The organism is Mesorhizobium sp. STM 4661, from assembly GCF_000359125.1.
Taxonomy (GTDB): Bacteria; Pseudomonadota; Alphaproteobacteria; order Rhizobiales; family Rhizobiaceae; genus Mesorhizobium.
This window is the reverse complement of the sequence record NZ_CAAF010000052.1, coordinates 42,403-66,348: the sequence shown is the minus strand read 5'-3', so window position 1 is coordinate 66,348 and position 23,946 is coordinate 42,403. Positions and strand designations below refer to the sequence as shown.

At 62.3% G+C, this 23,946-nt stretch carries 21 protein-coding genes; 9 read left to right on the top strand and 12 right to left on the bottom strand.

The features are described 5' to 3' along the window. Positions 1-73: 73 nt before the first annotated feature. From MESS4_RS16935 to MESS4_RS16920, 4 genes are all read right to left on the bottom strand, one after another. Positions 74-460, bottom strand: a complete 387-nt coding sequence (locus MESS4_RS16935) for a hypothetical protein (protein WP_006333208.1) — start codon at positions 458-460, stop codon at positions 74-76. Between the two features lie 300 nt (positions 461-760). Continuing rightward, positions 761-1,892 (bottom strand): peptide chain release factor 2 gene (gene prfB, locus MESS4_RS16930; RefSeq protein ID WP_157385605.1). Its coding sequence is split into 2 segments (ribosomal slippage): positions 761-1,825 and positions 1,827-1,892, totalling 1,131 coding nucleotides; the frame shifts between segments, so codons are not numbered across the junction. A gap of 131 nt (positions 1,893-2,023) precedes the next feature. Beyond that, the gene (locus MESS4_RS16925; RefSeq protein WP_006333204.1) at positions 2,024-4,480 is read right to left on the bottom strand and encodes a penicillin-binding protein 1A; all 2,457 of its coding nucleotides are present in this window, start codon (positions 4,478-4,480) and stop codon (positions 2,024-2,026) included. 213 nt (positions 4,481-4,693) lie between these two features. Then, on the bottom strand, positions 4,694-5,956 hold the full coding sequence (locus tag MESS4_RS16920) for an N-acetylmuramoyl-L-alanine amidase (RefSeq protein ID WP_006333203.1): 1,263 nt from the start codon (positions 5,954-5,956) through the stop codon (positions 4,694-4,696). Positions 5,957-6,628: 672 nt separating this feature from the next. Between MESS4_RS16920 and MESS4_RS16910 the strand changes: the two genes are divergently transcribed. After that, positions 6,629-9,577, top strand: coding sequence for a ribonuclease E/G (locus MESS4_RS16910; RefSeq protein WP_006333195.1), 2,949 nt, complete (start codon positions 6,629-6,631; stop codon positions 9,575-9,577). A 203-nt stretch (positions 9,578-9,780) separates the two neighbouring features. Here the strand turns inward: MESS4_RS16910 and MESS4_RS16905 are convergent, their stop codons facing one another. Next, complete coding sequence (locus tag MESS4_RS16905; protein ID WP_006333191.1) at positions 9,781-10,710, bottom strand: glutaminase; 930 nt, start codon at positions 10,708-10,710, stop codon at positions 9,781-9,783. 11 nt (positions 10,711-10,721) lie between these two features. Further along, positions 10,722-11,870, bottom strand: a complete 1,149-nt coding sequence (locus MESS4_RS16900; protein ID WP_006333189.1) for an aminotransferase class I/II-fold pyridoxal phosphate-dependent enzyme — start codon at positions 11,868-11,870, stop codon at positions 10,722-10,724. Between the two features lie 143 nt (positions 11,871-12,013). Between MESS4_RS16900 and MESS4_RS16895 the strand changes: the two genes are divergently transcribed. The 6 genes from MESS4_RS16895 to aat all read left to right on the top strand — a co-directional run bounded on the left by MESS4_RS16895 (position 12,014) and on the right by aat (position 17,387). Further along, a complete protein-coding gene (locus MESS4_RS16895; RefSeq protein ID WP_036241485.1) occupies positions 12,014-13,408 on the top strand; it encodes a M48 family metalloprotease in 1,395 nt (464 codons plus the stop codon). Positions 13,409-13,510: 102 nt separating this feature from the next. Continuing rightward, a complete protein-coding gene (locus MESS4_RS16890) occupies positions 13,511-14,314 on the top strand; it encodes a DsbA family protein (protein ID WP_036241496.1) in 804 nt (267 codons plus the stop codon). Positions 14,315-14,460: 146 nt separating this feature from the next. Next, positions 14,461-14,895, top strand: a complete 435-nt coding sequence (gene aroQ, locus MESS4_RS16885; protein ID WP_006333183.1) for a type II 3-dehydroquinate dehydratase — start codon at positions 14,461-14,463, stop codon at positions 14,893-14,895. Between the two features lie 26 nt (positions 14,896-14,921). After that, positions 14,922-15,380: an acetyl-CoA carboxylase biotin carboxyl carrier protein gene (gene accB, locus MESS4_RS16880; protein WP_006333181.1), complete on the top strand. Its 459-nt coding sequence runs from the start codon at positions 14,922-14,924 to the stop codon at positions 15,378-15,380. Between the two features lie 19 nt (positions 15,381-15,399). Continuing rightward, positions 15,400-16,743: an acetyl-CoA carboxylase biotin carboxylase subunit gene (gene accC, locus MESS4_RS16875; RefSeq protein ID WP_006333179.1), complete on the top strand. Its 1,344-nt coding sequence runs from the start codon at positions 15,400-15,402 to the stop codon at positions 16,741-16,743. A gap of 26 nt (positions 16,744-16,769) precedes the next feature. Further along, positions 16,770-17,387, top strand: a complete 618-nt coding sequence (gene aat, locus MESS4_RS16870) for a leucyl/phenylalanyl-tRNA--protein transferase (protein ID WP_006333178.1) — start codon at positions 16,770-16,772, stop codon at positions 17,385-17,387. A gap of 12 nt (positions 17,388-17,399) precedes the next feature. Here the strand turns inward: aat and MESS4_RS16865 are convergent, their stop codons facing one another. The 5 genes from MESS4_RS16865 to MESS4_RS16845 all read right to left on the bottom strand — a co-directional run bounded on the left by MESS4_RS16865 (position 17,400) and on the right by MESS4_RS16845 (position 21,513). After that, positions 17,400-17,786 (bottom strand): hypothetical protein, encoded by a 387-nt coding sequence (locus tag MESS4_RS16865; protein ID WP_006333176.1) that lies wholly within the window; start codon positions 17,784-17,786, stop codon positions 17,400-17,402. A gap of 75 nt (positions 17,787-17,861) precedes the next feature. Next, positions 17,862-18,389, bottom strand: coding sequence for a DUF2155 domain-containing protein (locus tag MESS4_RS16860; protein WP_006333174.1), 528 nt, complete (start codon positions 18,387-18,389; stop codon positions 17,862-17,864). Positions 18,390-18,514: 125 nt separating this feature from the next. Beyond that, positions 18,515-18,913, bottom strand: coding sequence for an NADH:ubiquinone oxidoreductase subunit NDUFA12 (locus tag MESS4_RS16855; protein ID WP_006333166.1), 399 nt, complete (start codon positions 18,911-18,913; stop codon positions 18,515-18,517). A 210-nt stretch (positions 18,914-19,123) separates the two neighbouring features. Then, positions 19,124-20,185 (bottom strand): dienelactone hydrolase, encoded by a 1,062-nt coding sequence (locus MESS4_RS16850; protein WP_006333162.1) that lies wholly within the window; start codon positions 20,183-20,185, stop codon positions 19,124-19,126. A 221-nt stretch (positions 20,186-20,406) separates the two neighbouring features. Continuing rightward, complete coding sequence (locus MESS4_RS16845; RefSeq protein WP_006333160.1) at positions 20,407-21,513, bottom strand: AraC family transcriptional regulator; 1,107 nt, start codon at positions 21,511-21,513, stop codon at positions 20,407-20,409. 272 nt (positions 21,514-21,785) lie between these two features. On the opposite strand from MESS4_RS16845, the gene panB reads away from it, so the two are divergent. After that, positions 21,786-22,640, top strand: a complete 855-nt coding sequence (gene panB / locus MESS4_RS16840; protein ID WP_006333158.1) for a 3-methyl-2-oxobutanoate hydroxymethyltransferase — start codon at positions 21,786-21,788, stop codon at positions 22,638-22,640. Then, entirely contained in the window at positions 22,637-23,488 is an 852-nt protein-coding gene (gene panC / locus MESS4_RS16835) for a pantoate--beta-alanine ligase (protein WP_006333157.1), read from the top strand. Before panB ends, panC begins: the two co-directional genes overlap by 4 nt. A 244-nt stretch (positions 23,489-23,732) precedes the next feature. Here the strand turns inward: panC and MESS4_RS16830 are convergent, their stop codons facing one another. After that, the gene (locus tag MESS4_RS16830; protein ID WP_006333156.1) at positions 23,733-23,945 is read right to left on the bottom strand and encodes a hypothetical protein; all 213 of its coding nucleotides are present in this window, start codon (positions 23,943-23,945) and stop codon (positions 23,733-23,735) included. Position 23,946 lies beyond the last annotated feature (1 nt).

Here is a 23,946-nt window from a genome sequence, read left to right as displayed (position 1 = left end):
GCGCGCGGCGCCCTAATCCTTTTTTATGCATGCCGTTATCCCAAAACCGCCGGGCACTTTTGGGCGACATGCACTAGTAGGACGGTGGCGGCACGAACAGGCAGATCGTCCTTCCGTCATTGGCTCCGGCAACCGAACACCAGTGATATTCGCCATCGGGCGAATTCTTGATGCGGGCGTCGCTGTAAGCCACGACTTCGCCCGTCCCCTTGATGACATACCCCTCGGGGCGCTCGCTGATCGATGTTTGCGAGACCTCGCGGCAATCATAGCCCGAGCAACAGGAGAACGGGTAACTCCAGCCTTGCGGCATCGCCGCGGTCGGCTTGGCGTCATGTGCCAAGGCGGATGAGGCGAATGTGATGGTGGCGGCCGTCAGGGCCACCACCGCAATGAAAGAATTCAGGAGGCGGCGCGCCGTCTGGACGGCTGAGGCCGATCGGATCTTGAAAGCAGACATGGGCACAATTCCTATCAAACGAGTTATCAAGCGTTTCGCTTGCCCGCCCGGAACGTGTCTTCCCAATAGCCGGATCGTCAGGTCGCAGATATGCCGCGTCCGGCCATAAATGCTTTTTCTCCAGCCCTGGATGCTGGGCTGATTCCTTGGTTGGCGCAAGAAATTGCTGCGCCCACGATGCCGCAGCCTCAGCATCTGCATCCAACTCAAAATCGTGCGCCGACTTGGTTAACGAAAGATTGCACCCTCGTTGGCGGTCGCGGGCAGCAGACGGCTTGGGTGGTGGCCGCTAAGACAGCGTCAGTCGATGTCAGCCACCACTTCGCCGGCGCCACCCTCGATGCGCTGCGACAGCGAGGCTTCCATGAAATCGTCGAGGTCGCCATCGAGCACGCTCGACGGGCTTGTGCTCTCGACGCCGGTGCGCAGATCCTTGACCAACTGATAGGGCTGCAGCACGTAGGAGCGGATCTGGTGGCCCCAGCCGATATCGCTCTTCGATGCTTCAGTGGCATTGGCCACCGCCTCGCGCTTCTTCAACTCTTCCTCGTAGAGTCGCGAGCGCAGCATCTCCCAGGCCTTCGCCTTGTTCTTGTGCTGGGAGCGTTCGGCCTGGCAGGCGACCGCGATGCCAGTGGCGAGATGGGTGATGCGGACCGCCGAATCGGTGGTGTTGACGTGCTGACCACCCGATCCGGACGAGCGATAGGTGTCGATGCGGACATCGGATTCGGAAACGTCGATCTCGATCGTGTCGTCGATGACGGGATAGACCCAGACGCTGGCGAAAGACGTGTGACGGCGCGCATTGCTGTCATAGGGCGAAATGCGCACAAGACGATGAACGCCGGATTCCGTCTTCATCCAGCCATAGGCGTTGTGGCCCTTGATCAGCAGCGTGGCGGACTTGATGCCGGCTTCTTCGCCGTCATGCACTTCCAGCACCTCTACCTTGAAGCGGCGCCGCTCGGCCCAGCGCGTGTACATGCGCAGAAGCATCGAGGCCCAGTCCTGGCTCTCGGTGCCGCCCGCGCCGGCATGGATTTCGAGATAGCTGTCGTTGGCGTCCGCCTCGCCCGAAAGCAGCGTTTCGATCTGGCGGGCCTTTGCTTCGCCGCGCATCGAACGGATCGAAGCTTCAGCCTCGGCGACGACGCTCTCGTCGCCCTCTTCCTCGCCAAGCTGGATCAGGCCGACATTGTCGTCCAGCGCCTGGGTGAGGCCTTTGACCGCCGCGATGCCTTCCTCGAGGCCCTGGCGCTCGCGCATCAGCTTCTGCGCTTCCAGAGGTTCGTTCCAAAGGCTCGAATCCTCGGCACGCACATTCAGGTATTCAAGCCGCTTTATGGCCTGATCCCAGTCAAAGATGCCTCCTCAGCAGGGTTATCGCCTGCCTGATTTCGTCGACGATGTTTTGCGTTTCCGCGCGCATGGCTGCTCGTTCTGTCCTGTGCTGAAATGGTGCCCTGTTGCTTAAATAGGGCTTGGGTCGGCGCGATACATAGGGACGGCGCCGCTGCCTGTAAAGCAGAATGGGCCGGCTCGAAGGCCGGCCCGGCGCCATTAGTAGAGGCCGCCGCCGCCTGACTGGATGGCCTGGTTGGCCTGTGGCGACAGCGACCCGCCAGAAGCGTTGGATCCGTCCGCACCCATGCCGATCACCCAATAGCTGTCGGCAGGACCGGTGCCCGGCTTGAAGGCTTCGATAATGGTGCCCGCGGCGCCCTCGCTGGCACGCATGCCAGTCTTGCGATTGATGGCGATCAGCTTCATGCCTTCCGGAACCTGAAAATCGACATTGGGCGTGCCGTCCAGCGCCACGCGCATGAAGTCCTTGAAAATCGGCGCGGCGAGGCCGCCGCCGGTCGCGCCTTTGCCAAGGCCTTTCGGCTGATCGTAGCCCATATAGAGGCCGACAACGAGGTTCGGCGTATAACCGATGAACCAGGCATCCTTCTCGTCGTTCGTCGTTCCGGTCTTGCCGGCGATGTGGCGGCCGAGCTCGGCGATGGTGGCGCCGGTACCGCGCTCGACGACGCCCTCCATCATCGAGGTGATCTGATAGGCGGTCATCGGATCGAGCACCTGCTCGGAATTGTCGACCAGCTCCGGCTCGGGCTGGTTCTGCCATTCGGCAGCATTGCAATTTTCGCAGCCGCGTTCGTCCTGCTTGAACACCGTCTTGCCGTAACGGTCCTGGATGCGGTCGATCAGCGACGGCTTGATCGACTTGCCGCCATTGGCCATGATCGAATAGGCCGACACCATGCGCATCACGGTCGTCTCGCCCGAACCCAGCGCCATCGGCAGATACGGCGCCAGCTGATCATAGACGCCGAAGCGCTCGGCATATTCAACGACCAACTTCATGCCCATGTCGTTGGCAAGGCGTACCGTCATCAGATTGCGCGACTTCTCGATGCCGGACCGCAAGGTCGCCGGCCCCGCCACCGTCCCGTCGTAGTTCTTCGGCGTCCAGGTCGTGTTGCCGCTCTGGATGGTGATCGGGCCGTCCATGATCACCGAAGCCGGCGTATAGCCATTGTCGAGGGCGGCCGAGTAGACGATCGGCTTGAACGACGAACCCGGCTGCCGCATGGCCTGCGTCGCACGGTTGAATTCGGATTGCGCGTAGGAGAACCCGCCGACCATGGCCAGAACGCGACCAGTATGCGGATCCATGGCGATCATGCCGCCTTCCACTTCGGGAACCTGGCGCAGGCTGTAGGCGCTGTCCGAACCGTCGTTCTTCTGCACGAAGATGACGTCGCCCGGCTTCAGCACGTCCGCCGGCGACTTGGCCTTGACGGTCTTGCCATCGACGACATGACGCATGGCGAAGCTCATGTCCTCGCGGCTCACGGTGCCCTCGATGCGCTCCTTGACGAGGTCGCCCGAGATCTGCCGCGTCGGCTGAAGGCCGATGGACAGGCCGCTTGCCGAACTGTCGAGAACGACGGCGAGCGACCATTCGGGCACGTCCTCCAGCCCCTTGACGTCGCCCAGCGCCCCCCCCCAGTCGCCGGATACGTCAATAGTCGTCACCGGTCCGCGATAGCCGCGCAGCGTGTCGAACTTCATCAGGCCGTTCTGCATGGCCTTGCGGGCGATGAGCTGCATCTTCGGATCGAGCGTCGTGCGCACGGACAGGCCGCCCTCGTAGAGCGCGTTCTCGCCATAGCGCGCGATGATCTGGCGGCGCACTTCCTCGGTGAAATATTCGCCGGCGAACAGATAGGTGCCGGTGCGGCGCGGCGTGACGCCGAGCGGCTCGGCCTTGGCCTTCTCGCCCTCTTCACGCGTGACGTAGCCATTGTCGACCATCTGGTCGATGACCCAGTTGCGGCGCTCGATGGCGCGGGCGGTATACTTGAAGGGATGGTAGTTGTTAGGCCCTTTCGGCAAGGACGCCAGATAGGCCGCTTCCGCCACGGTGAGTTCGTTCACCGACTTGTCGTAATAGGTGAGCGCGGCGCCGGCGACGCCATAGGCTCCGAAGCCGAAGAATATCTCGTTGAGATAGAGTTCGAGGATCCGGTCCTTCGAATAGGCCTGCTCGATGCGGAAGGCGAGGATCATCTCCTTGATCTTGCGCTCGTAAGTCTGATCCGAGGTCAACAGGAAGTTCTTCGCCACCTGCTGGGTGATGGTCGAGGCGCCGACCTGGCGCCTGCCCGATCCGAAATTCTGCAGATTGACCAGGATCGCCCGGCCAAGGCCGGTCATATCGATGCCGGGATGGTAGTAGAAATTCTTGTCCTCGGCCGACAGGAAGGCCGCCTTGACACGGTCAGGTACCGCCTGGATCGGCAGATACAGGCGCCGCTCGCGCGCATATTCGGCCATCAGCGCACCGTCGGACGCATGGATGCGGGTCGTCACCGGCGGCTCATACTTGGCCAGAACCTCGTAGTCGGGCAGACCTTTCGACAAATGGCTGATATAGATCGCGGCGCCCGCCGCGACCAAAAGGGCCAGCGCCGTGCCGATGCCGAAGAAATAGCCAATGAGACGAATCATGCCCGCTCCAGTCCTTGGTTCGGGGTTCTCCTAAACGAAGCCGCCTTTCGCGCAAGCTTTCGAGACGATCCCGATCCGCATTCGAAAACCCATGTCGCCACCATGTGGGTAAAATACGGCAAGCCAGGATTTCGGTTTCGAATGCCTGATATAAAAGCACGGGGTGTTGTCACCGTGCAACGCTGCCCCTGGTTGCGGGCGACGGCCGGCATATCAGCCTCCGGCTCCTGTTCCCGTCTTGGCCGAGGCAAACAGCGCGACGGCGTTGGTTATGCTCTGGGCCGCCTTGCCGCGCCAGTCGGCGCTGAGCAGTTGCGCCTCGTCCTTGGCATTGGAGAGATAGCCGAGTTCGACCAGCACGGACGGGACATCCGGCGCCTTCAGCACCTTGAAGCCGGCCGAACGCCGCGGATTGTTGATGAGGCCGACGCTGCTGGACAACTGGCCGACCAGAGTATGGGCAAAACTCATCGAGAAACTGTGCGTCTCGCGGCGGATCAGGTCGATCAGGATGTCGGTCACTTCCTTGTTGTCGTCCTTGATCTCCATGCCGGCGAACTGATCGGAGAGGTTTTCACGGTCGGCAAGCGCCTGGGCTTCGGGGTCGGAAGCCTTGTCGGAGACGGTGTAGACGGTCGCGCCGCGGATGCCCTTGACGCTGATCGTGTCGGCGTGGATCGAGATGAGCAGGTCGGCCTCGTGCTGGCGGGCAATGCGCACGCGGTCGTCCAGCCGCAGGAACTGGTCGCTCTCGCGCGTCATGAACACGTCGTATTTGCCGACCGCGGCAAGTTTGTCCCGCAATTCGTTGGCGAAAGCGAGCGTGACGTTCTTTTCGATCGTGCCGTTCAGGCCTTCGGCGCCGCCGTCGATGCCGCCATGGCCGGGATCTATGATGACGGTGAAGCGATGGCCTGGATTGGAGATCGGCCCGGTGCCGACCCGGCCGCCCTTGTCGGCGGAAACCGTCGAACCGGTGGTCAGTGCCTGATTGGCAAGCGCTGCGTCGAATTCGCGCGCCGACGCCGCCGACATGTCGATGGCGATGCGGTAGCCGTTGCCATCCTCGTTCTTGAGCACGTCGAGCCTGTCTATGGCGAACGGGCCCTTGCCGGTGAGGATCAGTCGCGAGACGCCCTCGCCCAGATCGCCGTAGCGCACGTTCCTGACCAGGCCACGCGCCTTCACATCCTTGGCATTGACGGCGAATCGCGTGCTTGGCAGGTCGATGACCAGGCGGTTGGGACCGCGCAGGAGGAACCATTTGATGTCGGGTTCGCGATCGAAACTGACGACGATGCGCATCTTGGTGGCATCGCCGGCCATCTTGTAGCTCGTTACGCGAAGCGGCGTCTCCACGGCAAAGGAAACCGGCGGGAAAGCCAGACAAGCGGCAAACAGCAGCAGCAGGCCGGCAACTCGGGAGAAAATGTCTCCGACACGCCTGCCCTTGTCCGTGAAGCCTGCCAGTCCCATTTTCTTCCAGTCGCTCCGGTTTGGCGCCAGACGCCCAATCTCTTCATTACTGAGAGTCGGCGTCTTGTCGAAGTGCCGGTTAAGCCGCGAACTCGATTAACGATTGGTATCCAGAGAAGGTTAACCAAGCCTTTTCATGCAAGGCCGAAACCCAGTACTTGCCGTAACGGAACTGCTTTTTGCCGGCATCGGAAATCGGGGTTGCCTTCCAACCCGCCAAATCATAAAAGCGATGGTGGATCACTGCAATCCTGGAACCGTCCTCTTCCGCAGCTTCCTGCTATCAGGTCAGACGAAAGGCGGCTCCTTCGCTTCAGGCGAAAAGGCATCAGGTGATCGCGACGAATTTCGCAGGTGTGAGCCCGTGGCGGGGGAAGCGCCTGCGTGAGGAAAACGGCCGGGATTGTTCCGCGCCGGCTCTGTACGAGCAAACAAGCTGGTCCGGATTTTCCGGGCTTTGGTTCAAAAAGGATCCGCTGGTTACGATGGCTTCAAGCGCAATCATGGAAAGGTCCGCAGCAAACCGCGCCATTGTGGCAGCGGGCGGCACCGCCATGGCGCTCAAGCGGCGGCCGGCGGACGTTCAAATGTCCGGCACCCATGCTCACCCGCAGCGAAGGGCTTCGCCCCGCAAGCTGCAAGCGATGACGGCTGCCGGCGGGAAACGAAATAATGCCCAACAAAATGCTGATAGACGCCTCCCACCCGGAGGAAACACGTGTTGTCGTCGTTCGCGGTAACCGCATCGAAGAATTCGACTTTGAATCCCAGGACAAGAAGCAGCTCAAAGGAAACATCTACCTCGCCCGCGTAACCCGCGTCGAACCCTCCCTTCAGGCAGCCTTTGTCGAATATGGCGGCAACCGTCACGGTTTTCTCGCCTTTAGTGAAATTCACCCCGACTACTACCAGATTCCTGTCGCCGACCGTCAGGCGCTGCTGCGCGCGGAAGCGCAGGAGGCTGAAGACGAGGACGAAGAGGACGGCGAAGGCGAAGACCGCCAGAACCGCGAGCGCGGCCGACGCGGCCGCCGGCGTGGCGGCAAGAGCCGTGACCGCGGCGAGCACAAGCGCGACGCAAGCAATGCAGATTCTGGCGATTCCAATGAAAGCGGCGATCACAACGAGAGCGGCGAAGATGCGGTCGCGGAAAACATCGATGCCGCAGCTGAACAGGATACCGCCGCGGCCGATAGCACGGATCATGTCGAGGACGTCGCCGACCGTGGCGAGGATGTCGTAGCTCGCGGCGAGGACGTCGCCGACGACGAGACCTCTACCGAAGGCGGGCCTAGTTCCATTGCCGCCAGTATCGAAGCGGATGTGATCTCCGAAGCCGTGCCGCAGGCAGAGCCTGCAGGCGAAGCCACCTCCACCGACAATGATCGCGGCATGCTGGAAGAGGTGCAGTCCTCGCATCCGGACGACCATGAGGTCGAATCGGTCGGCGCCGAGGATGCGCTGGAGGAAGTGCGCAACCGCCGCAAGCCGGTGCGCCGCCAGTACAAGATCCAGGAAGTGATCAAGCGCCGGCAGATCCTGCTGGTGCAGGTCGTCAAGGAAGAGCGCGGCAACAAGGGCGCCGCACTCACCACCTATCTGTCGCTTGCCGGCCGCTATTCGGTGCTGATGCCGAACACGGCGCGCGGCGGCGGCATTTCGCGCAAGATCACCAGCGCCGTGGATCGCAAGCGGCTGAAGGAAGTCGTCGCCGATCTCGAAGTGCCGCAAGGCATGGGCGTCATCCTGCGCACCGCCGGCGAAAGCCGCACCAAGGCCGAGATCAAGCGCGACTACGAATATCTGATGCGGCTTTGGGAAAACGTCCGCAATCTGACGCTGCAGTCCACGGCCCCTGCCCTGGTCTATGAGGAAGGCAGCCTGATCAAGCGCTCGGTGCGCGACCTCTACAACAAGGACATCGACGAGATCCTGGTCTCCGGCGACGAAGGCTACCGCGAGGCCAAGGACTTCATGCGCATGCTGATGCCGAGCCATGCCAAGGTGGTGCAGCCGTTCCGCGACACGACGCCGATCTTCGTGCGCAATGGCATCGAGGCACAACTCGACCGCATGCTGCAGCCGCAGGTGACGCTGAAGAGCGGCGGCTACATCATCATCAACCAGACCGAAGCGCTGGTCGCCATCGACGTCAATTCGGGCCGCTCCACCAAGGAGCACTCGATCGAGGACACCGCGCTTCACACCAATCTGGAAGCGGCCGAGGAAGTCGCTCGGCAGCTCCGGCTGCGCGATCTTGCCGGCCTGATCGTCATCGACTTCATCGACATGGAGGAGAACCGCAACAACCGCTCCGTCGAGAAGCGGCTGAAGGATCACCTCAAGAACGATCGCGCCCGCATCCAGGTCGGCCGCATCTCGCATTTCGGCCTGATGGAGATGTCGCGCCAGCGCATCCGCGCCAGCGTGCTGGAATCGACGATGAAGCCTTGTCCGCATTGCGGCGGCACCGGTCATGTGCGCTCCGATTCATCCGTCGCGCTGATGGTGGTGCGGGCGATCGAGGAATTTCTGCTCAAGGATTCGCGCAGCCACATCACGGTGCGGACGCCGGCGGCGACCGCGCTCTACGTGCTCAACCACAAGCGCGGCACGCTGGTCGAACTCGAAGGCCGCTTCGGCCTGACCATCACGATCGAGGCCGACGACACGGTCGGCGCCCAGCATTATGCAATCTTCCGCGGCGCGCTGGCCGAAAAGCCGGAGGGCTTCGTAGAGGCGCGCAGCCTGCCGACCTATGTCGAGCCGGAAGAGCCCGAGGACGAAATCATCGTCGAGGAGGAGGATGAGGCTCCCGTGCAAGCGGAGCAGCCGCGCCATGGTCAGCAGCCGCAGCAGCCAAGGCCCAGCGAGGATGGCGAAGGCCGCGATCGCAAACGCCGCAAGCGCCGCAGACGGCGTGGCGGCAAGGACCGCGACCGCGAGCATGGCGCGCCGGCGGAAGGTGCTTCCGTCTCGATGCCGGCTGTTGGCGGCGCCGAAGCGACAAGTGATGAACATGCCGGCGATGAAAATGCCGAAGCGGATCAGGAAGCGCCGGTCGGCGTGATCGATGCGGCGGAAGCTTCGGATGACGGTCAAGGCAAGAAGCGCCGGCGTGGCAAGCGCGGCGGCAAGCGCAATCGCCGTGAGGACGGCGAAGACGCGACCGATGCGAGTGCCGGCGAGTCAGCTGATGTTTCCGAAAGCGCGGCTTCGGAAAGCGAGCCTGTCGCAATCGAACCGGTAGCCGCAACACCGGTAGAGGAGCTGGCCATCCTTGCTCCGGCCAACGACGACGCGCCGAGCGCGGAGAAGCCTAAGAAGCCGCGCCGCGCCGCCAGGCCGAAGAAGGCTGCCGCGGAAATCGTCGCTGAGTCGCCGGTTGCCGAGCCGGAAATCCCTGCGGCGCCGGAAACCGCTGGCGAGCCTCCTGCACCTGTTTCGAAGGAAACTGTGGCCGCTGACGACGAAGAACCAAAGGCCCGTCCGTCACGGCGCAAGCCTGTACCGGTGGACGCTCCGGTTGTGCCGGTCGTCTCCTCAACCGTTGCCGACGAAGCCAAGGCCGAAGAAAAGCCGAAGCGTGCCGGTTGGTGGCAGAAGAAAGGCTTTTTCTAAGCTTTTCAGTTGTTTGGAATGATTTTCTGACTAAAGAATCCCGCGTCGTCCAAGAGACGGCGCGGGATTTTCCTGTCTGGCGGTATCGTTTCTACGCGCCCAAAACGCGTCGCGTTTAAAAGGATTCATGAGACGCGCTTTGGGTCTTTGTCTTCATGCATGTCGTTGTCCCAAAACCGCTGCGCACTTTTGGGCGACATGCATTATGGCGCGAAGATCGACCAGTTCATCATCCTGGCCAGCCGTTCCAGCGCCATCGAGCCCAGCTTGGAATTGCCATTGGCGTTGAGGCCGGGCGACCACACGGCAAGCGAGGCGACGCCCGGCACGATCCCCAATATGCCGCCGCCGACGCCGCTCTTGCCCGGGATGCCGACCCGGAAGGCGAAGTCGCCCGAGCCGTCATAGTGACCGCAGGTCAGCATCATCGCGCCAATGCGGCGGGCGCGTTCGGCAGACACGACGGAATGGCCGGTTGCCGGGTTCTTGCCGCCATTGGCAAGGAAACGGCCGGCCAGCGCCAGCTGCCGGCAGCTCATGGCGATGGCGCAGTGATGGAAATAGACGCCCAGCGCCAGCTCGGGCGCATGATGGAGATTGCCGAAGGATTTCATGTAGTTGGCAAGCGCGAAATTGCGGTATCCAGTGGCGCGTTCGGAGGCAGCGACCTCCCGGTCGATGATAACAGTGTCGTCATCGGCCAGGAACTGGATGAAACGCAGGATCTCGCCGATCGCCTCGCGCGGCTGGTGGCCGGCGAGCAGAATGTCGGAAATGACGATGGCGCCGGCATTGATGAACGGATTGCGCGGAATGCCGTTCTCATGCTCGAGCTGGACGATCGAGTTGAACGGGTTGCCCGACGGTTCGCGCCCGACACGCTGCCAGAGCGCATCGCCGACATTGCCGAGCGCCAGCGTCAGCGTGAACACCTTGGAAATGCTCTGGATGGAAAACGGTTCATCGGCATCGCCCGCCATCAGCACGCGACCATCATTGGTCACGGCGGCGATGCCGAACTTCTTCGGATCGACCTTGCCGAGTTGCGGAATGTAAGTTGCGACCTCGCCGCGATCCGTCCGTTCCGCCATTTCGGCGGCGACGTCGGCCAAGGCCTGTTCGAGTTCCGGCATTGACGTCCTCGCTACTTCAGCCAACGCTCGATGCGCACCAGCGCCTCGAGCATGTCGTCGTGGCTGCCGGCGTAGGAGAAGCGCATGGTTCGATGACCCTGAAGCGGATCGAAATCACGGCCGGGCGTCGCCGCGACATGCGCCTCGGCCAGCATCCTGCGCGCGAAAACCATGCTGTCGTTGGTATGCCTGGTGACATCGCAAAAGGCGTAGAAGGCGCCGTCCATCGGCGCCGCCAGCGCAAAGCCGAGTTCGGGCAGACGCTTCATCAGAAGCTCGCGATTGCCCGCATAGCGCGCCTTCACCACCTCCAATTCCCCAGTCGCCTTGAACGCTTCTATCGCCGCGATCTGGGAAAGCGCGGGTGGCGAGATGTAAAGGCTCTGGGCGATACGCTCGACCGGCCGCACCAATTCTTCCGGCAGCACCATCCAGCCGATGCGCCAACCGGTCATGCAATAGTATTTCGAAAAGGAATTGATCACCGTCACATCCGGGCCATGGGCAAGTGCCGTAGTGTCGGACGCGGTATAGACCAGCCGGTGATAGATTTCGTCCGAGATCACGGCGATGCCCAGCTCCTGCGCCGTCTTGACCAGTGCCGACAGCTCATTGGCAGGGATGACCGCGCCAGTCGGGTTGGCCGGGCTGGCGAACAGGACGCCCTTCAGCGGTTTTTGGCGGTGCGCGGCTTTCAGGTGCCCGGCATGGAGATAGGCGGCGCCGTCAAGCTCGATCTCGACGATCTCGATGCCGAGCGCCGCCATGATGTTGCGATAGGCCGGGTAGCCAGGTGCTGCGATGGCGACGCGGTCGCCCGGATCGAACATTGCCAGGAAGGCGAGGTTGAAGGCTGCCGACGATCCGGTGGTGACGGCGATCCGGCCAGCGGGAACATCAAGCCCGTAGTGGTCCGCATAGTGCTCGGCGATTGCCTTGCGCAGGCTAGGCAGACCCAGTGCATCGGTATAGCCGATGAGCCCCATCCTCAAGGCGTGAGCTGCTGCTTGCCTCACTCCAGCCGGCGCCGGATCGGACGGCTGACCTACGGCCATGGAGACGATGGGAATGCCGGAGGCCTTCAGCCGATTCGCCTCCGCCAGAATGTCCATGGCGTGGAACGGCTCGACCTCGCCGCGGCGTGAAAGCGAAACAACCATTTGACCTCACATCCTGCCGCCCGAAGCCGCCGGCCCGGCGGCCGCGCCGCACAAATGCCCGATTGATGTGAGGATCACAAGTTCAGTAAGTTTTCGGTGCCGACTTTTCATCCTTCGCCCGCTCGTCTACCAGTGGACCTGTCATGTTGAGCCGACCCAGATCGATGATTGCCAGGGCAGCGCGCGTCTTCGCAACGCTTTGGCTTGCCGCGATGGTCGCCGTGGCCGGCTCGGTCAATGCCTTCGCGCAAAACGTGCCGGTGGTGCGCGATGCCGAGATCGAAGCGCTGGTGCGCGATTACGCGCGGCCGATCTTCAAGGCGGCGGGCCTGTCGAACGATGCCATCGACATCGTCCTGGTCAACGATCAAAGTTTCAACGCCTTCGTCGCCGGGCGCCGTCTGTTCATCAACACAGGCGCCTTGATGGAAGCGGAAACGCCCAACGAGATCATTGGCGTCATCGCCCATGAAGCCGGCCACATCGCCGGCGGTCACCAGCAAAAATTGCGCGAGCAGCTCGAACGCGCCAAGACGATGGCCATCATCGCGACGTTGCTTGGCGCCGGTGCCATCGTCGCCGGCGCCACCACCAACAGCCGCGGCCTCGCCGGCGCCGGCATGGGTGTCGCGGCGGGCGGCGGCGAGATGGCGCAACGCAGCATCCTTGCCTATCAGCGCACCGAAGAGATGACCGCCGACCGCTCGGCAATCACCTATCTCAACGCCACCGGCCAGTCCGGCATGGGCATGCTGAAGACGTTCGGCCGCTTCCAGAGCGCGCTCTCGCTGTCGGGCGCGCAGGTCGACCCGTACCGGATCAGCCATCCGATGCCGCAGGAGCGTATCGCCAATCTCGAAGTCCTGGTGAAGCAGAGCCCCTATGTCGACAAGGTCGACCCGCCGGCGCTGCAGCAGCGGCACGACATGATGCGCATCAAGATCGCCGCCTATATGGGGGGCCAGGCCGCCGCATCGCGGCTGATGCGCAAGAATCCCGGCAGCCTCGCCTCGCAATATGGCCTTGCGCAGACCACGTATCTCTATGGCAATCTGGCTGCCGCGCTCAGCAAGACCAACGCGCTGATCAAGGCGCAGCCGAAAAACGCCTATTTCCAGGAATTGCGCGGCGACATCCTGATGAAGGCGAACAAGCCGAAGGATGCTTCGGAAGCCTATGCCAAGGCGGTCAGCCTCGATCCGGCCCGATCGGGACTGCTGCCGGTCTCCTACGGCCAGGCGCTGATGGCCATCGGCACGCCGGATTCGCTGGAGAAGGCGGTGGTGCAAATCAACAAGGGGCTCGCGCGCGACCGGGAAAACGTCGCGGGCTACCGCTATCTGGCGCAGGCCAATGGCGAGCTCGGCAAAATCCCGGCCGCCGATCTTGCCACCGCGGAAGGCCATTTCTATTCCGGCGACTACAGGAATGCGAAGATCTTCGCCATGCGCGCGCAACAAAAGCTGAAGCGCGGCGAGCCGGGCTGGCTTCGCGCGCAGGACATCATAAACTACGCGCCACCAGGCAAGAAAAAGTGAACCTTCCGGCAACCGTGGCGACATATAGTCAGGCCAGTCGGTAGTCAGACCAATCGAGTTGAACCAATCCGACCGGAAAACCAGGCAAGAGGATTACGGATGATGAAAAAGGCAATTCTGCTCGGCACAACAGGAGTGGCGGTCGCTCTCGCCATGCTGGCTTTCGGGTTCGTGGCCGGAAATCCGCAGACGGCAAAGGCCGATACGGCTCAACTGGCCCAAGCGGTGTCTGGCGATACCAAGATCGACCGCGCGGAGGTCGAGGGCATCATCCGCGACTACCTCCTGAAGAACCCGGAAGTGCTGCTGGAGGTCCAGGACGCGCTTGAGGCCAAGCAGAAGGAAGAGCAGCGCATCGCCAGTCTCGGCGTCATCAACAATGCCAAGGAGCAGATCTTCAACTCGGCCTTCGACGGCGTCGTCGGCAACCCGAACGGCAAGGTCACCATCGTCGAGTTCTACGATTACAATTGCGGCTTCTGCAAACGCGCCATCGAGGACATGCGGGCGCTGACGAAAGCCGATCCGGACCTGCGTTTCGTGCTCAAGGAATTCCCGATACTCGGCCCGGATTCGCAAAAGGCAAGCGTCGTCTCGATGGCCTTCCACATGATGATGCCGGAGAAATATGGCGAGTTCCACAACGCGCTGCTCGGCGGCCAGGGACGCGCCACCGAGGCCACGGCCATCAAGGTGGCGCTTTCGCTCGGCGCCGACGAGGCGAAATTGCGCGAGAAGATGAAGGATCCGTCGATCGCTGAAGCCATCTCCAAGACCTATGACTTGGCCAACAAGCTGGCCATCACCGGAACGCCGTCCTATGTGGTCGGCAACGAGGTGGTGTTCGGAGCGCTCGGCCAGGAAGTGCTGGCTGAGAAGATCGAAGCGGCCAAGTCCGCACTCTGATCGGCGCACTGGTTTTCGCCGCAGGCCATTTCCCGCCAGTTGTGGACAGCGAAAGAACGCACTTGCGCTCTTTTCGCAGGCGTCTAAGCCCATTATAGAGGCCCAGTGCGCTGGCTTGAGGCCGGTGCCGGGAAAGGTCGGCATTCTTGAAAACGGTTTTCGTCCTGAACGGTCCCAACCTCAACGCGCTCGGCAAGCGCGAGCCGGGCATATATGGCGGCAAGACGCTTGCCGCGATCGGCGAAGACTGCAAGCAGGCGGGTGCGGCATTGGGACTTGAGATCGATTTCCGCCAGTCGAACCATGAGGGCGATCTCGTCGACTGGATCCAGGAGGCCGCCGACAAGGCAGCCGGCATCGTTATCAATCCGGGCGCCTACAGCCACACCTCGATCGCCATTCACGACGCCATCCGCGCCGTAGCACCATTGCCCGTCGCCGAAGTTCATCTTTCCAACATCCATGCGCGGGAACCATTCCGCCACGTCTCCATGGTCTCGCCGGTCGCCGTCGGCATGATCTGCGGGTTCGGGCCGCTCGGCTACACGCTGGCGCTGCAGGCGCTGGCCGCACGCCTATGACCGGCCAACAAACAGAAGGCTCGAAAATGTCGATAAAGAAGACCGGTGTTGACCAGCAGCTGATCCGCGATCTGGCGGGCATACTGAACGACACCAACCTCACCGAGATCGAGGTCGAGCTGGGCGACTTGAAGGTGCGCGTGTCGCGACAGGCGCCGGCCGTACATGCGGTTGCCGCGCCGCAGCCCGCCTATGCGCCGGCGGCGCAGCCCGCAGCGGCCGCAGCCGGGCCGGCAGCAGCCGAAATATCAAAGAACGCGGTGGCTTCGCCCATGGTCGGCAGCGCCTATCTGGCGCCGTCGCCCGACGCCAAACCGTTCATCGAGGTCGGCCAGAAGGTCAAGGAAGGCCAGACGCTGCTGATCATCGAGGCGATGAAGACGATGAACCAGATCCCGTCGCCTCGCGGCGGCACGGTGACGGCGATCCTGTTCGAGGACGCGCAGCCGGTCGAATATGGCATGCCGCTCGTCGTGATCGAGTAGAGCCGGGAACAGGCGAGACATGTTCCAGAAAATCCTCATCGCCAATCGCGGCGAAATTGCCCTGAGGGTGCTGCGCGCCTGCAAGGAGCTCGGTATCCAGACTGTGGTGGTGCATTCGACCGCCGATGCCGACGCCATGCATGTCAGGCTCGCCGACGAGAGCGTCTGCATCGGCCCGCCGCCGTCGCGCGACAGCTATCTCAACATCCACCAGATCGTCGCGGCCTGCGAGATCACCGGCGCCGACGCCGTGCATCCGGGCTACGGCTTCCTGTCGGAAAACGCCAAGTTCGCCGACATCCTCGCCGCGCACAACATCACCTTCATCGGCCCGTCCGGCGATCATATCCGCATCATGGGCGACAAGATCGAGGCCAAGCGCACGGCAAAACGTCTTGGCATTCCGGTCGTGCCCGGCTCCGACGGCGCGGTCACCGAGGAAAAGGAAGCCAGGCGCATCGCCGCCGAGATCGGCTATCCCGTGATCATCAAGGCTTCGGCCGGCGGCGGTGGACGCGGCATGAAGGTGGCGCTTAGCGAAGCCGACCTTGAAATCGCGTTGCAGACGGCCCGCTCGGAAGCCGGCGCCGCCTTCGGCGACGACGCCGTCTACATTGAGAAATATCTGGAAAAGCCGCGCCACATCGAGGTCCAGGTGTTCGGCGACGGGGCTGGCCGCGGCGTGCATTTCGGCGAGCGCGACTGCTCGCTGCAACGCCGCCACCAGAAGGTTTGGGAAGAGGCGCCCTCGCCGGCGCTCAATGCCGAGGAGCGCGCGCATATCGGCGGCGTCTGCGCCAAGGCCATCGCCGATCTTGGCTATTCCGGCGCCGGCACCATCGAATTCCTCTACGAGAACGGCGAGTTCTATTTCATCGAGATGAACACCCGCCTGCAGGTCGAGCATCCGGTAACGGAGGCGATCACCGGCATCGACCTCGTGCACGAGCAGATCCGCGTCGCCTCGGGCGGCGGGCTTTCGGTGAGGCAGGAGGACATCAAATTCAACGGCCATGCCATCGAATGCCGCATCAATGCCGAGGATCCGCGCACCTTTACCCCCTCGCCCGGCACGATCACGCATTTCCATACGCCGGGCGGCCTTGGCATTCGCGTCGATTCCGGCGTCTATTCCGGCTACAAGATCCCGCCTTACTATGACAGCCTGATCGGCAAGCTGATCGTGCACGGCCGCAACCGCGTCGAATGCATGATGCGGCTGCGCCGCGCGCTCGACGAGTTCGTCGTCGACGGCATCAAGACGACGCTGCCGCTGTTCCGTGACCTTGTCGGCAACGCCGACATCGCCAATGGCGACTACGACATCCACTGGCTGGAAAAATACCTGGCCAAAGAGGAATAGCCATTAATTTCTAGTATGATGACGCGATGACCCGTCCCTATGCGCCAGGCTATCGCATCCCGACAGATCTTCTGCTCAAGGCCTATGCCTCGGGCGTCTTCCCGATGGCCGAAAGCGCCAGCGACCCGGAAGTTTTCTGGGTGCGGCCGGAAACGCGCGGCATCATCCCGCTCGACGGTTTCCATACGCCGAAGAGCCTGACGAAGACACTGCGGAGAAACCTGTTCGACATCCGTTTCGATTTCGATTTCGAGGCGACGATCGACGGCTGCGCCGAGAAGCGCGACGAACGCCGTTCGACCTGGATCAATGCGCCGATCCGCGAAGCCTATGTCGAGCTCCATCGGATGGGTCATTGCCATTCGGTCGAGGCCTGGCGCGAGGACCGGCTGGTCGGCGGTCTTTACGGCGTCTCGCTCGGCCGGGTGTTCTTTGGCGAAAGCATGTTCGCCAGGGAAACGGACGCCTCGAAGGCCTGCCTCGTGCGCCTGGTCGAGCGGTTGAAAGCGCGCGGCTTCGCGCTGCTTGATACGCAGTTCACCACCGAACACCTCAAGCGCTTTGGCGCCGTCGACGTGCCGCGCGGCAAGTACGAAAAAATGCTGGCGGATGCGCTGAAAGGCGAAGCGGTGTTTTTTTCCTGACGATCCGCTCAGTCAAGCTTTCGCAGCAGGCTCCATTGGCGTTTGCGAATGGAACATCATCTTCCAGCCGTTGACGCGATGGACATAGCCCGTGCTGACCAGCGCCGCATAAGGCTCGCCATTCTCCCGCGTTGCATGTGCCTCGTAGGTCAGCATGACGATGTCGCTGCCCGGCTCGATTATTCCCTTGAGCTCGATGTCGAGGTCGCGCCAACGATTTGGGTTGGTCGCGGTCTTGGCGAGATCGGCATTGTCCATCGCCTGCGCCATCTCTGGAAATGCCACCAGGCATTCGGTGTCGGCATTGGCCGCATAATAGGCCGCGTCGCCCGTCCAGAACCCCTTCTCGAGTTCCAGCAGCTCTTTCTTGCTGGCCGTGATCCGCTTGCTGTCTGACATCGGAGATCCTCCCTGCGCATCGATGCGCGGTCGTCCGTGGCTTAACGCAGGGCGCGTATAGCGGTTCCGGAGGGATCAGTTGGTCTTGGTGGTGTCCGGCTCGGCGGTATCGGGGTTGGCCTTGGGTTTTCCGGTATCGGCCTTGGCCGAATCGGGGGCCGGCACGTCCGACTTCTGCTTGCAGCCCTTCAGCCAGACGTCGTAGACGGCGTGCTCGACGGCATTGAGGCCGGGGCTTTCGGCAAACATCCAGCCGGTGAAGATACGGCGGATCTTACGGTCGAGCGTGATCTCGTCGACCTCGACGAAGGAATCGGTCTTCGGCTGGTCGTCCTGCGGTCGCGAATAGCAGACGCGCGGCGTCACCTGCAAAGCGCCGAACTGCACCGTCTCGTCGATATAGACATCGAAGGTGATGATGCGGCCGGTGATCTTGTCGATGCCGGCGAACTCGGCGACGGGATTGGTGACGCGATCCGATGCCGCGGGCGCGGCCGGCGCCTCCGGCGCCGCGGGGGTCTGCGCCGCGGCCACGCCAAAAGCGCCAAAAGCGACAGTGGTCGCCGCCAGTGCGCCCATCGAGATTCGGCCGAAAATGCTCATGCGGGGATACCGGTTGTTTGCGCCCGGGTGATTCTGTCGATCGCCAAGGCTAGTCGCTGCTGCGGGATCAGCAAGCAGCTAAACGCCAATTGTGGCGACAAAGGATCGATCCGCGTTGACGAGGGTTATGACCCCGGCGTCCAGGCGTCGTAGTCGCCCGTCACCTGCGGCCGGTGCTGATTGGTCAGGACGGAACCCTTGGGGCGATAGGCGGCGGGGCTGCCGGTGAGGTTCGGCTGATGCGGTTTCTGCCATTCGCGTGGCTTGTAGCTTTCGCTCGGCGGCGCGACATCGACGCGATGATGGATCCAGCCATGCCAGCCCGGCGGGATCTCCGAGGCTTCCGAATAGTTGCGATAGATGACCCAGCGGCGCGTGCGGCCTTCCGAATCGACACCGCCCTCGTAGTAGACGTTGCCGGCCTCGTCCTGCCCGACTTCCTTGCCATGCCGCCAGGTGTGGAAGCGCGTTCCCAGCGTCTGGCCGTTCCACCAGGTGAAAAACTGCAGAAGGAAAGTTTTCATCAAATCCTCGCGGCGGGCGCCCGTCGCCTGCTTATGGCGTCAGGTCATCGCGAAGGCAAGACTTTTGCCCGAGGTGCCGTACAAATGGTCGTCAGGAGACCGGTGTCCGTTCGCATGGCCGAGTTTTGAGGCTGGACTACCTGGTCTCGGTCATGCGGTTGTTCGGCATAATCGGCCAAACGATGCGGACGCATACGGGACAGTCTATGTTTATGGGCTTGCCTTCAATGCTCGACTGAAGGCAGTAGTGACCATATTGATCAGTTCCATATGGATCTCGCGCCGTGTGCGGCCTCCGCCATCCATACAAATCGGATCACCAACCTTTTCAGCTTCGGCAAGCTCAGGCGCACCAGGTTTGCATTCGCCAAACATGCTGTAATGGCTCGCATCTTCGATTGTGGAATAAGTGGCATTTGGGATGGCTTTTGCAATTTTTGCGGCCTGCGCGGTCAGAGGGATTTTCCCTGGTTGACCTAAATTTACGAGTTGAACAGGAATTGAGATCTGGGAAAAGCTGTTGAATTCGAAGACATCGACGGGTGCAGGATCAATCGCCATGGCAAATCTGATACGCGCATCTTCATTGTCGCGGCCGGCCGATGTCAAATCCATGGCGTGAAGATCAACGCCGCTTTGCCTGACCCATCCACAAAGAGAAGGGTTGAGCGCGTCCGTATCGCAATAGCCAGCCAAGCGTTTTGCGTCGATGCGGGCACCAGCTATCGCCAAAGCCGTGGTTCCGCCCATGGAAAGCCCGAGAGCACCTACCTTGTCATGTTCGAGGTGCTCTTCGAAAAAAGAGTCTTTGTCCATCGCATTCAAGGTCTCGGTGATATCCGCAGGTCTCAGCCAAAGCTTCATCGTTTCCGCCGCGGATCGGTTTGCGCCTGTATTTCCGGGATGGGTGGGGGCCGCCACAACGAACCCCTGCTTCGCCAATGGCATCGCAATCCAGCTCAAGGCTTGCGCGTTTCCTGCCAGGCCAGCGCCATGGGACAGCAATATAAGAGGAAATTTTCCATCTGAGATCGGGGCATCGAGCATGGCGGGCGTTCCCACAAAAAACATGCTCTCCCCAAGCACAACCGGTTTGCCACCCGAAGATGCCGGATACCAAACGGTCACGTCGAGATCGATCCCGCGCTCCTTGGAGAGAGCCGCAATCTGACGCACACCGACATTGTCGCTGGCGACGGCTGGCTGTTGCACCACCAACGTCGAAGAAACGACGGTCCAAAGCATAGCCAAGACTTTCATCAAGAACTTCATTGTTTTCCTCTTGCGCTCGTCATCATCGTCACGCTGTCAATCCCCTCGTACCGGAGTTCGGAGTACCGGAGTTCGGATAGTTGCCGATAAGTATGAGCTTGAGCGTTCAGGCCCCAAGATTGACCGGAATCCAGGCTGGCTCGCCCTCGAACGCGATCTCGGACGTCCGAGATCGTGATCAAGGTCGTTTCGCGCGATGAATTCAGCCCCTGGGTGCAGGATTACGAGGCGACAGGTGCCGCGTTTTGCGCTTCGGGCGGCGCAGACGTTTCGCCGCCGACCCGGCGATAGGCGCTGGGTGTCATGCCCGTGACGCGCTGGAACTCGCGATTGAAGTTCGACTTCGTGCCAAAACCCGATTCCAGCATGACGACTGTCACCGGATCGCGTGTCGAGACCAGCCGCCGCTGCGCATCGCCGACCCGGTATTCATTTACGACTTGGGAAACGTTGCGGCCATGAACCCGGTTAATTGCCCCAGAAATCTGTCGCGCATGTATTCCGGCGCGCCGTGCAAGACGGTCCAGCGTCAGGTCCGGATCGCGATAAAGATGCTGCTCGGCCATCAGTGCATCGATCCGGCGTATAACGACCTCGTCCGTCTCGGAAAGATCCTCGCTGACCGGCGAAGCGTAAGAGCGTGAAGGCGATGGCTCGGAGGTGGCGAATGCGAGACCCTCCTCCGTCGCTTTGAGTTCCGCGTCAGGGCGAGTGTCGTCCGCGACCGTTGCGGCGTAACCGGCGACCGCCAGCCACAGAACGCTCGCAGCGGTCAGGAGCATTTGGGCCTGCTGCCCATCACCAAAAGAGAGATCAAGCGATACCATTGCATCGACAAAGGCGGTGATAATGAGAAGAAGCGCGACCGCGACGAGCGCCTTGTGCGCGGTCCACTCGTCACTGAGACGCACAGCCGCAAGCGCGCTCGGGCCTTGCCGCGCAACTCGCAAGAGCGCCAGACCGTATCCGAGATCGATCGCGAAAAGAACAATGTCGATTGGCGCACGCCAGAAGGCGACGAGAACCGCGACGAGGCTCGCCGGCATTAAATGCGGCCACAGGTCTGAGGGTTTCGCCAGGTTCTTGCGGCGAAGCTGATCGAAGGCGGCGAAGGAAAGCGCGGGCAGGACAGCGGCGAGGATCGGCTGGATGAAGCGTGCCGGATACCAACCGACGTTCCAGTTCAACCCCGACACAGTCGCCTGAATTGCGAAGGCGGCCACGAGCAGCGGAAACAGCCCGAGCTTTCCTTGTCCCTGCCGGATCATCCGCACGAGGATGAGCAGCAGGACAAGCGAAATGACGAACGGGAGCGGTAGCGACGGCATATATAACCATTATCACGGAAGAGGCTTCTTCATCGCGCCGAGGGTGATGGTGGACCCCCTGAATTTTAGATGAAATTTTGTCGCGTGAATCCGCCGCGGAAGCCGAAGGTTCGCGACCAACCAGGCAATTCGTTGCGCATCTCATCGAGAACGCCGCTTACGGCGCTTTCGCGACCGCCGGACGCCTGCTTGCCAAGCTTGTTTCGTCTCCCTAAAGCTCTGCGCGCGCCCCGTGCGGGTACATGGTTGACTGGTCTTGAGGGAGATGAAGCTTGGCCCCAGACGCATCCGACGCGGATCAGCGGATCAGCGCCAGTTCCATTCGCCTTCGCAAGGGCGGTGTACCGATCGTCTGCCTCACCGCCTACACCTATCCCGTCGCCCGCCTGCTCGACGACCATGTCGACCTGCTTCTGGTCGGCGACAGCGTCGCCATGGTCCTGCATGGCCACGAGACCACGCTCGGCGCCTCGTTGGAAATGATGATTGCCCATGGCCAAGCGGTGATGCGGGGCTCGGCCAGGGCCTGCGTGGTGGTCGACATGCCGGCCGGCAGCTATGAGGGCTCGGCGGCACAGGCCGTCGCTTCGGCGCGGCGGATCGTCGAGGAGACCGGTTGCCAGGCCGTCAAGCTGGAGGGCGGCGTCACCATGGCCCGGCAGATCGCGGCGATCGTCGAGGCCGGCATTCCGGTCATGGGGCATATCGGCTTGCTGCCGCAATCGGTGGAAAGCGACGGCGGCTACAGGATCAAGGGCCGCAGCGAGGAGAATGTGGCGGCCTTGTTTCGTGATGCGGACGCTGTCGAAATGGCCGGCGCGTTCTCGGTGGTCATCGAAGGCACCGTCGAGACCGTCGCCGCCGACCTCACCCGGCACATCTCCATCCCTACCATCGGCATCGGCGCCAGCGGCGATTGCGACGGCCAGATCCTGGTCATCGACGACATGGTGGGCTTGACCGTCGACCGCGTGCCGAAATTCGTCAAGCAATATGCCGATCTGCGCAGCGTCATCTCGCATGCGGCAGCCAGCTACGCGGCAGAGGTGCGAAACCGGACGTTTCCCGGTCCGGGCCATGTCTTTCCCGCCGTAGCCGACAAGAACGACGCAGGCGACAAAGCGTGAGCCGGCCGCTCGTCGTCGACAGCGTAGCCGCTCTTCGCGCGCAAATCCGCGACTGGCGTCGCGATGGCCTGAGCGTTGCAATGGTGCCGACCATGGGAGCGCTGCATGACGGCCATATCTCGCTGGTCGAGATCGCGCTTGAAAAGGCCGATCGCTGCGTTGTCTCGATCTTCGTCAATCCGGCGCAGTTCGCGCCGAGCGAAGACCTCGACAAATACCCGCGCCAGCTCGCCCGCGACCTCGACCGGCTACGGCAGGCCGGCGCGCAGCTCGCCTTCACGCCCGATGTGACGCAGATGTACCCAGCCGGTTTCGCCACGAAAATCTCGGTCGGCGGGCCTGCCGCCGGGCTGGAGTCGGATTTCCGGCCGACCTTCTTCGACGGCGTCGCGACTGTCGTGGCAAAGCTCTTCCTGCAGGCGTCGCCCGACTGCGCGGTCTTCGGCGAAAAGGATTACCAGCAGCTTTGCGTGGTCCGGCAGCTCTGCCGCGATCTCGACCTGGCGGTGGAAATCATCGGCGCGCCGACGGTGCGCGATGCGCATGGCCTCGCCATGTCGTCGCGCAACGCCTATCTCGGCGAAGCCGAGCTCGAGGTGGCGCGCCAGTTCAACGCCATATTGCGCCGGGCGGCGGCGGCGCTTTCGGCGGGCACGGATGAAGGCAGCGCAACTGCCGAGGCCGGCCGCGCGCTGGTCAAGGCCGGCTTCGCCAAGGTCGACTATGTCGCGGCGCGCGAGAGCCTGACGCTTGCCCGCTGGCGGCACGGCCGCGACGGCCGGCTGCTCGCCGCGGCCTGGCTTGGCAAGACCAGGCTGATCGACAATGTGGAAGTTCCCTCCGTCTGATTCGGCGAGTTTCAACCCGCCTTTCATCGCTGCGGCAGGATCCGCGACGGTCACGTCGCCGCCGGCCTGACGCGCAAGGAAATCGCCGCCGCTGGCGGCGTCTCGACGGCACCATCAAGTCGCAACTGGCGACGATCTTCGACAAGACCGGCACCGGCGATCAGCGCGGGCTCGAACTCCTGATACGCGAACTTTCGCCACCGCTGCGCTCGAACTGATTTTGCGCCGGCACTGTTGAACCGGGTCAGACCGCATGTTTCGCGACCTTTGCGAGCTGGGCCATGTGGCTGAACAGCCAATTGTTGTCGGCGGCATACTCACCGAAGGCGGCAAGCGCGTCATTCGGGTTCTCATGTATCGGATGCATAAGGGTGCCGACGAACAGCAGTACGGCACCGGCTATCAGCAGCGCCGACGAGACAACTGCCTGATTGCGCGGCCGTGGTCTTGCGTTCATT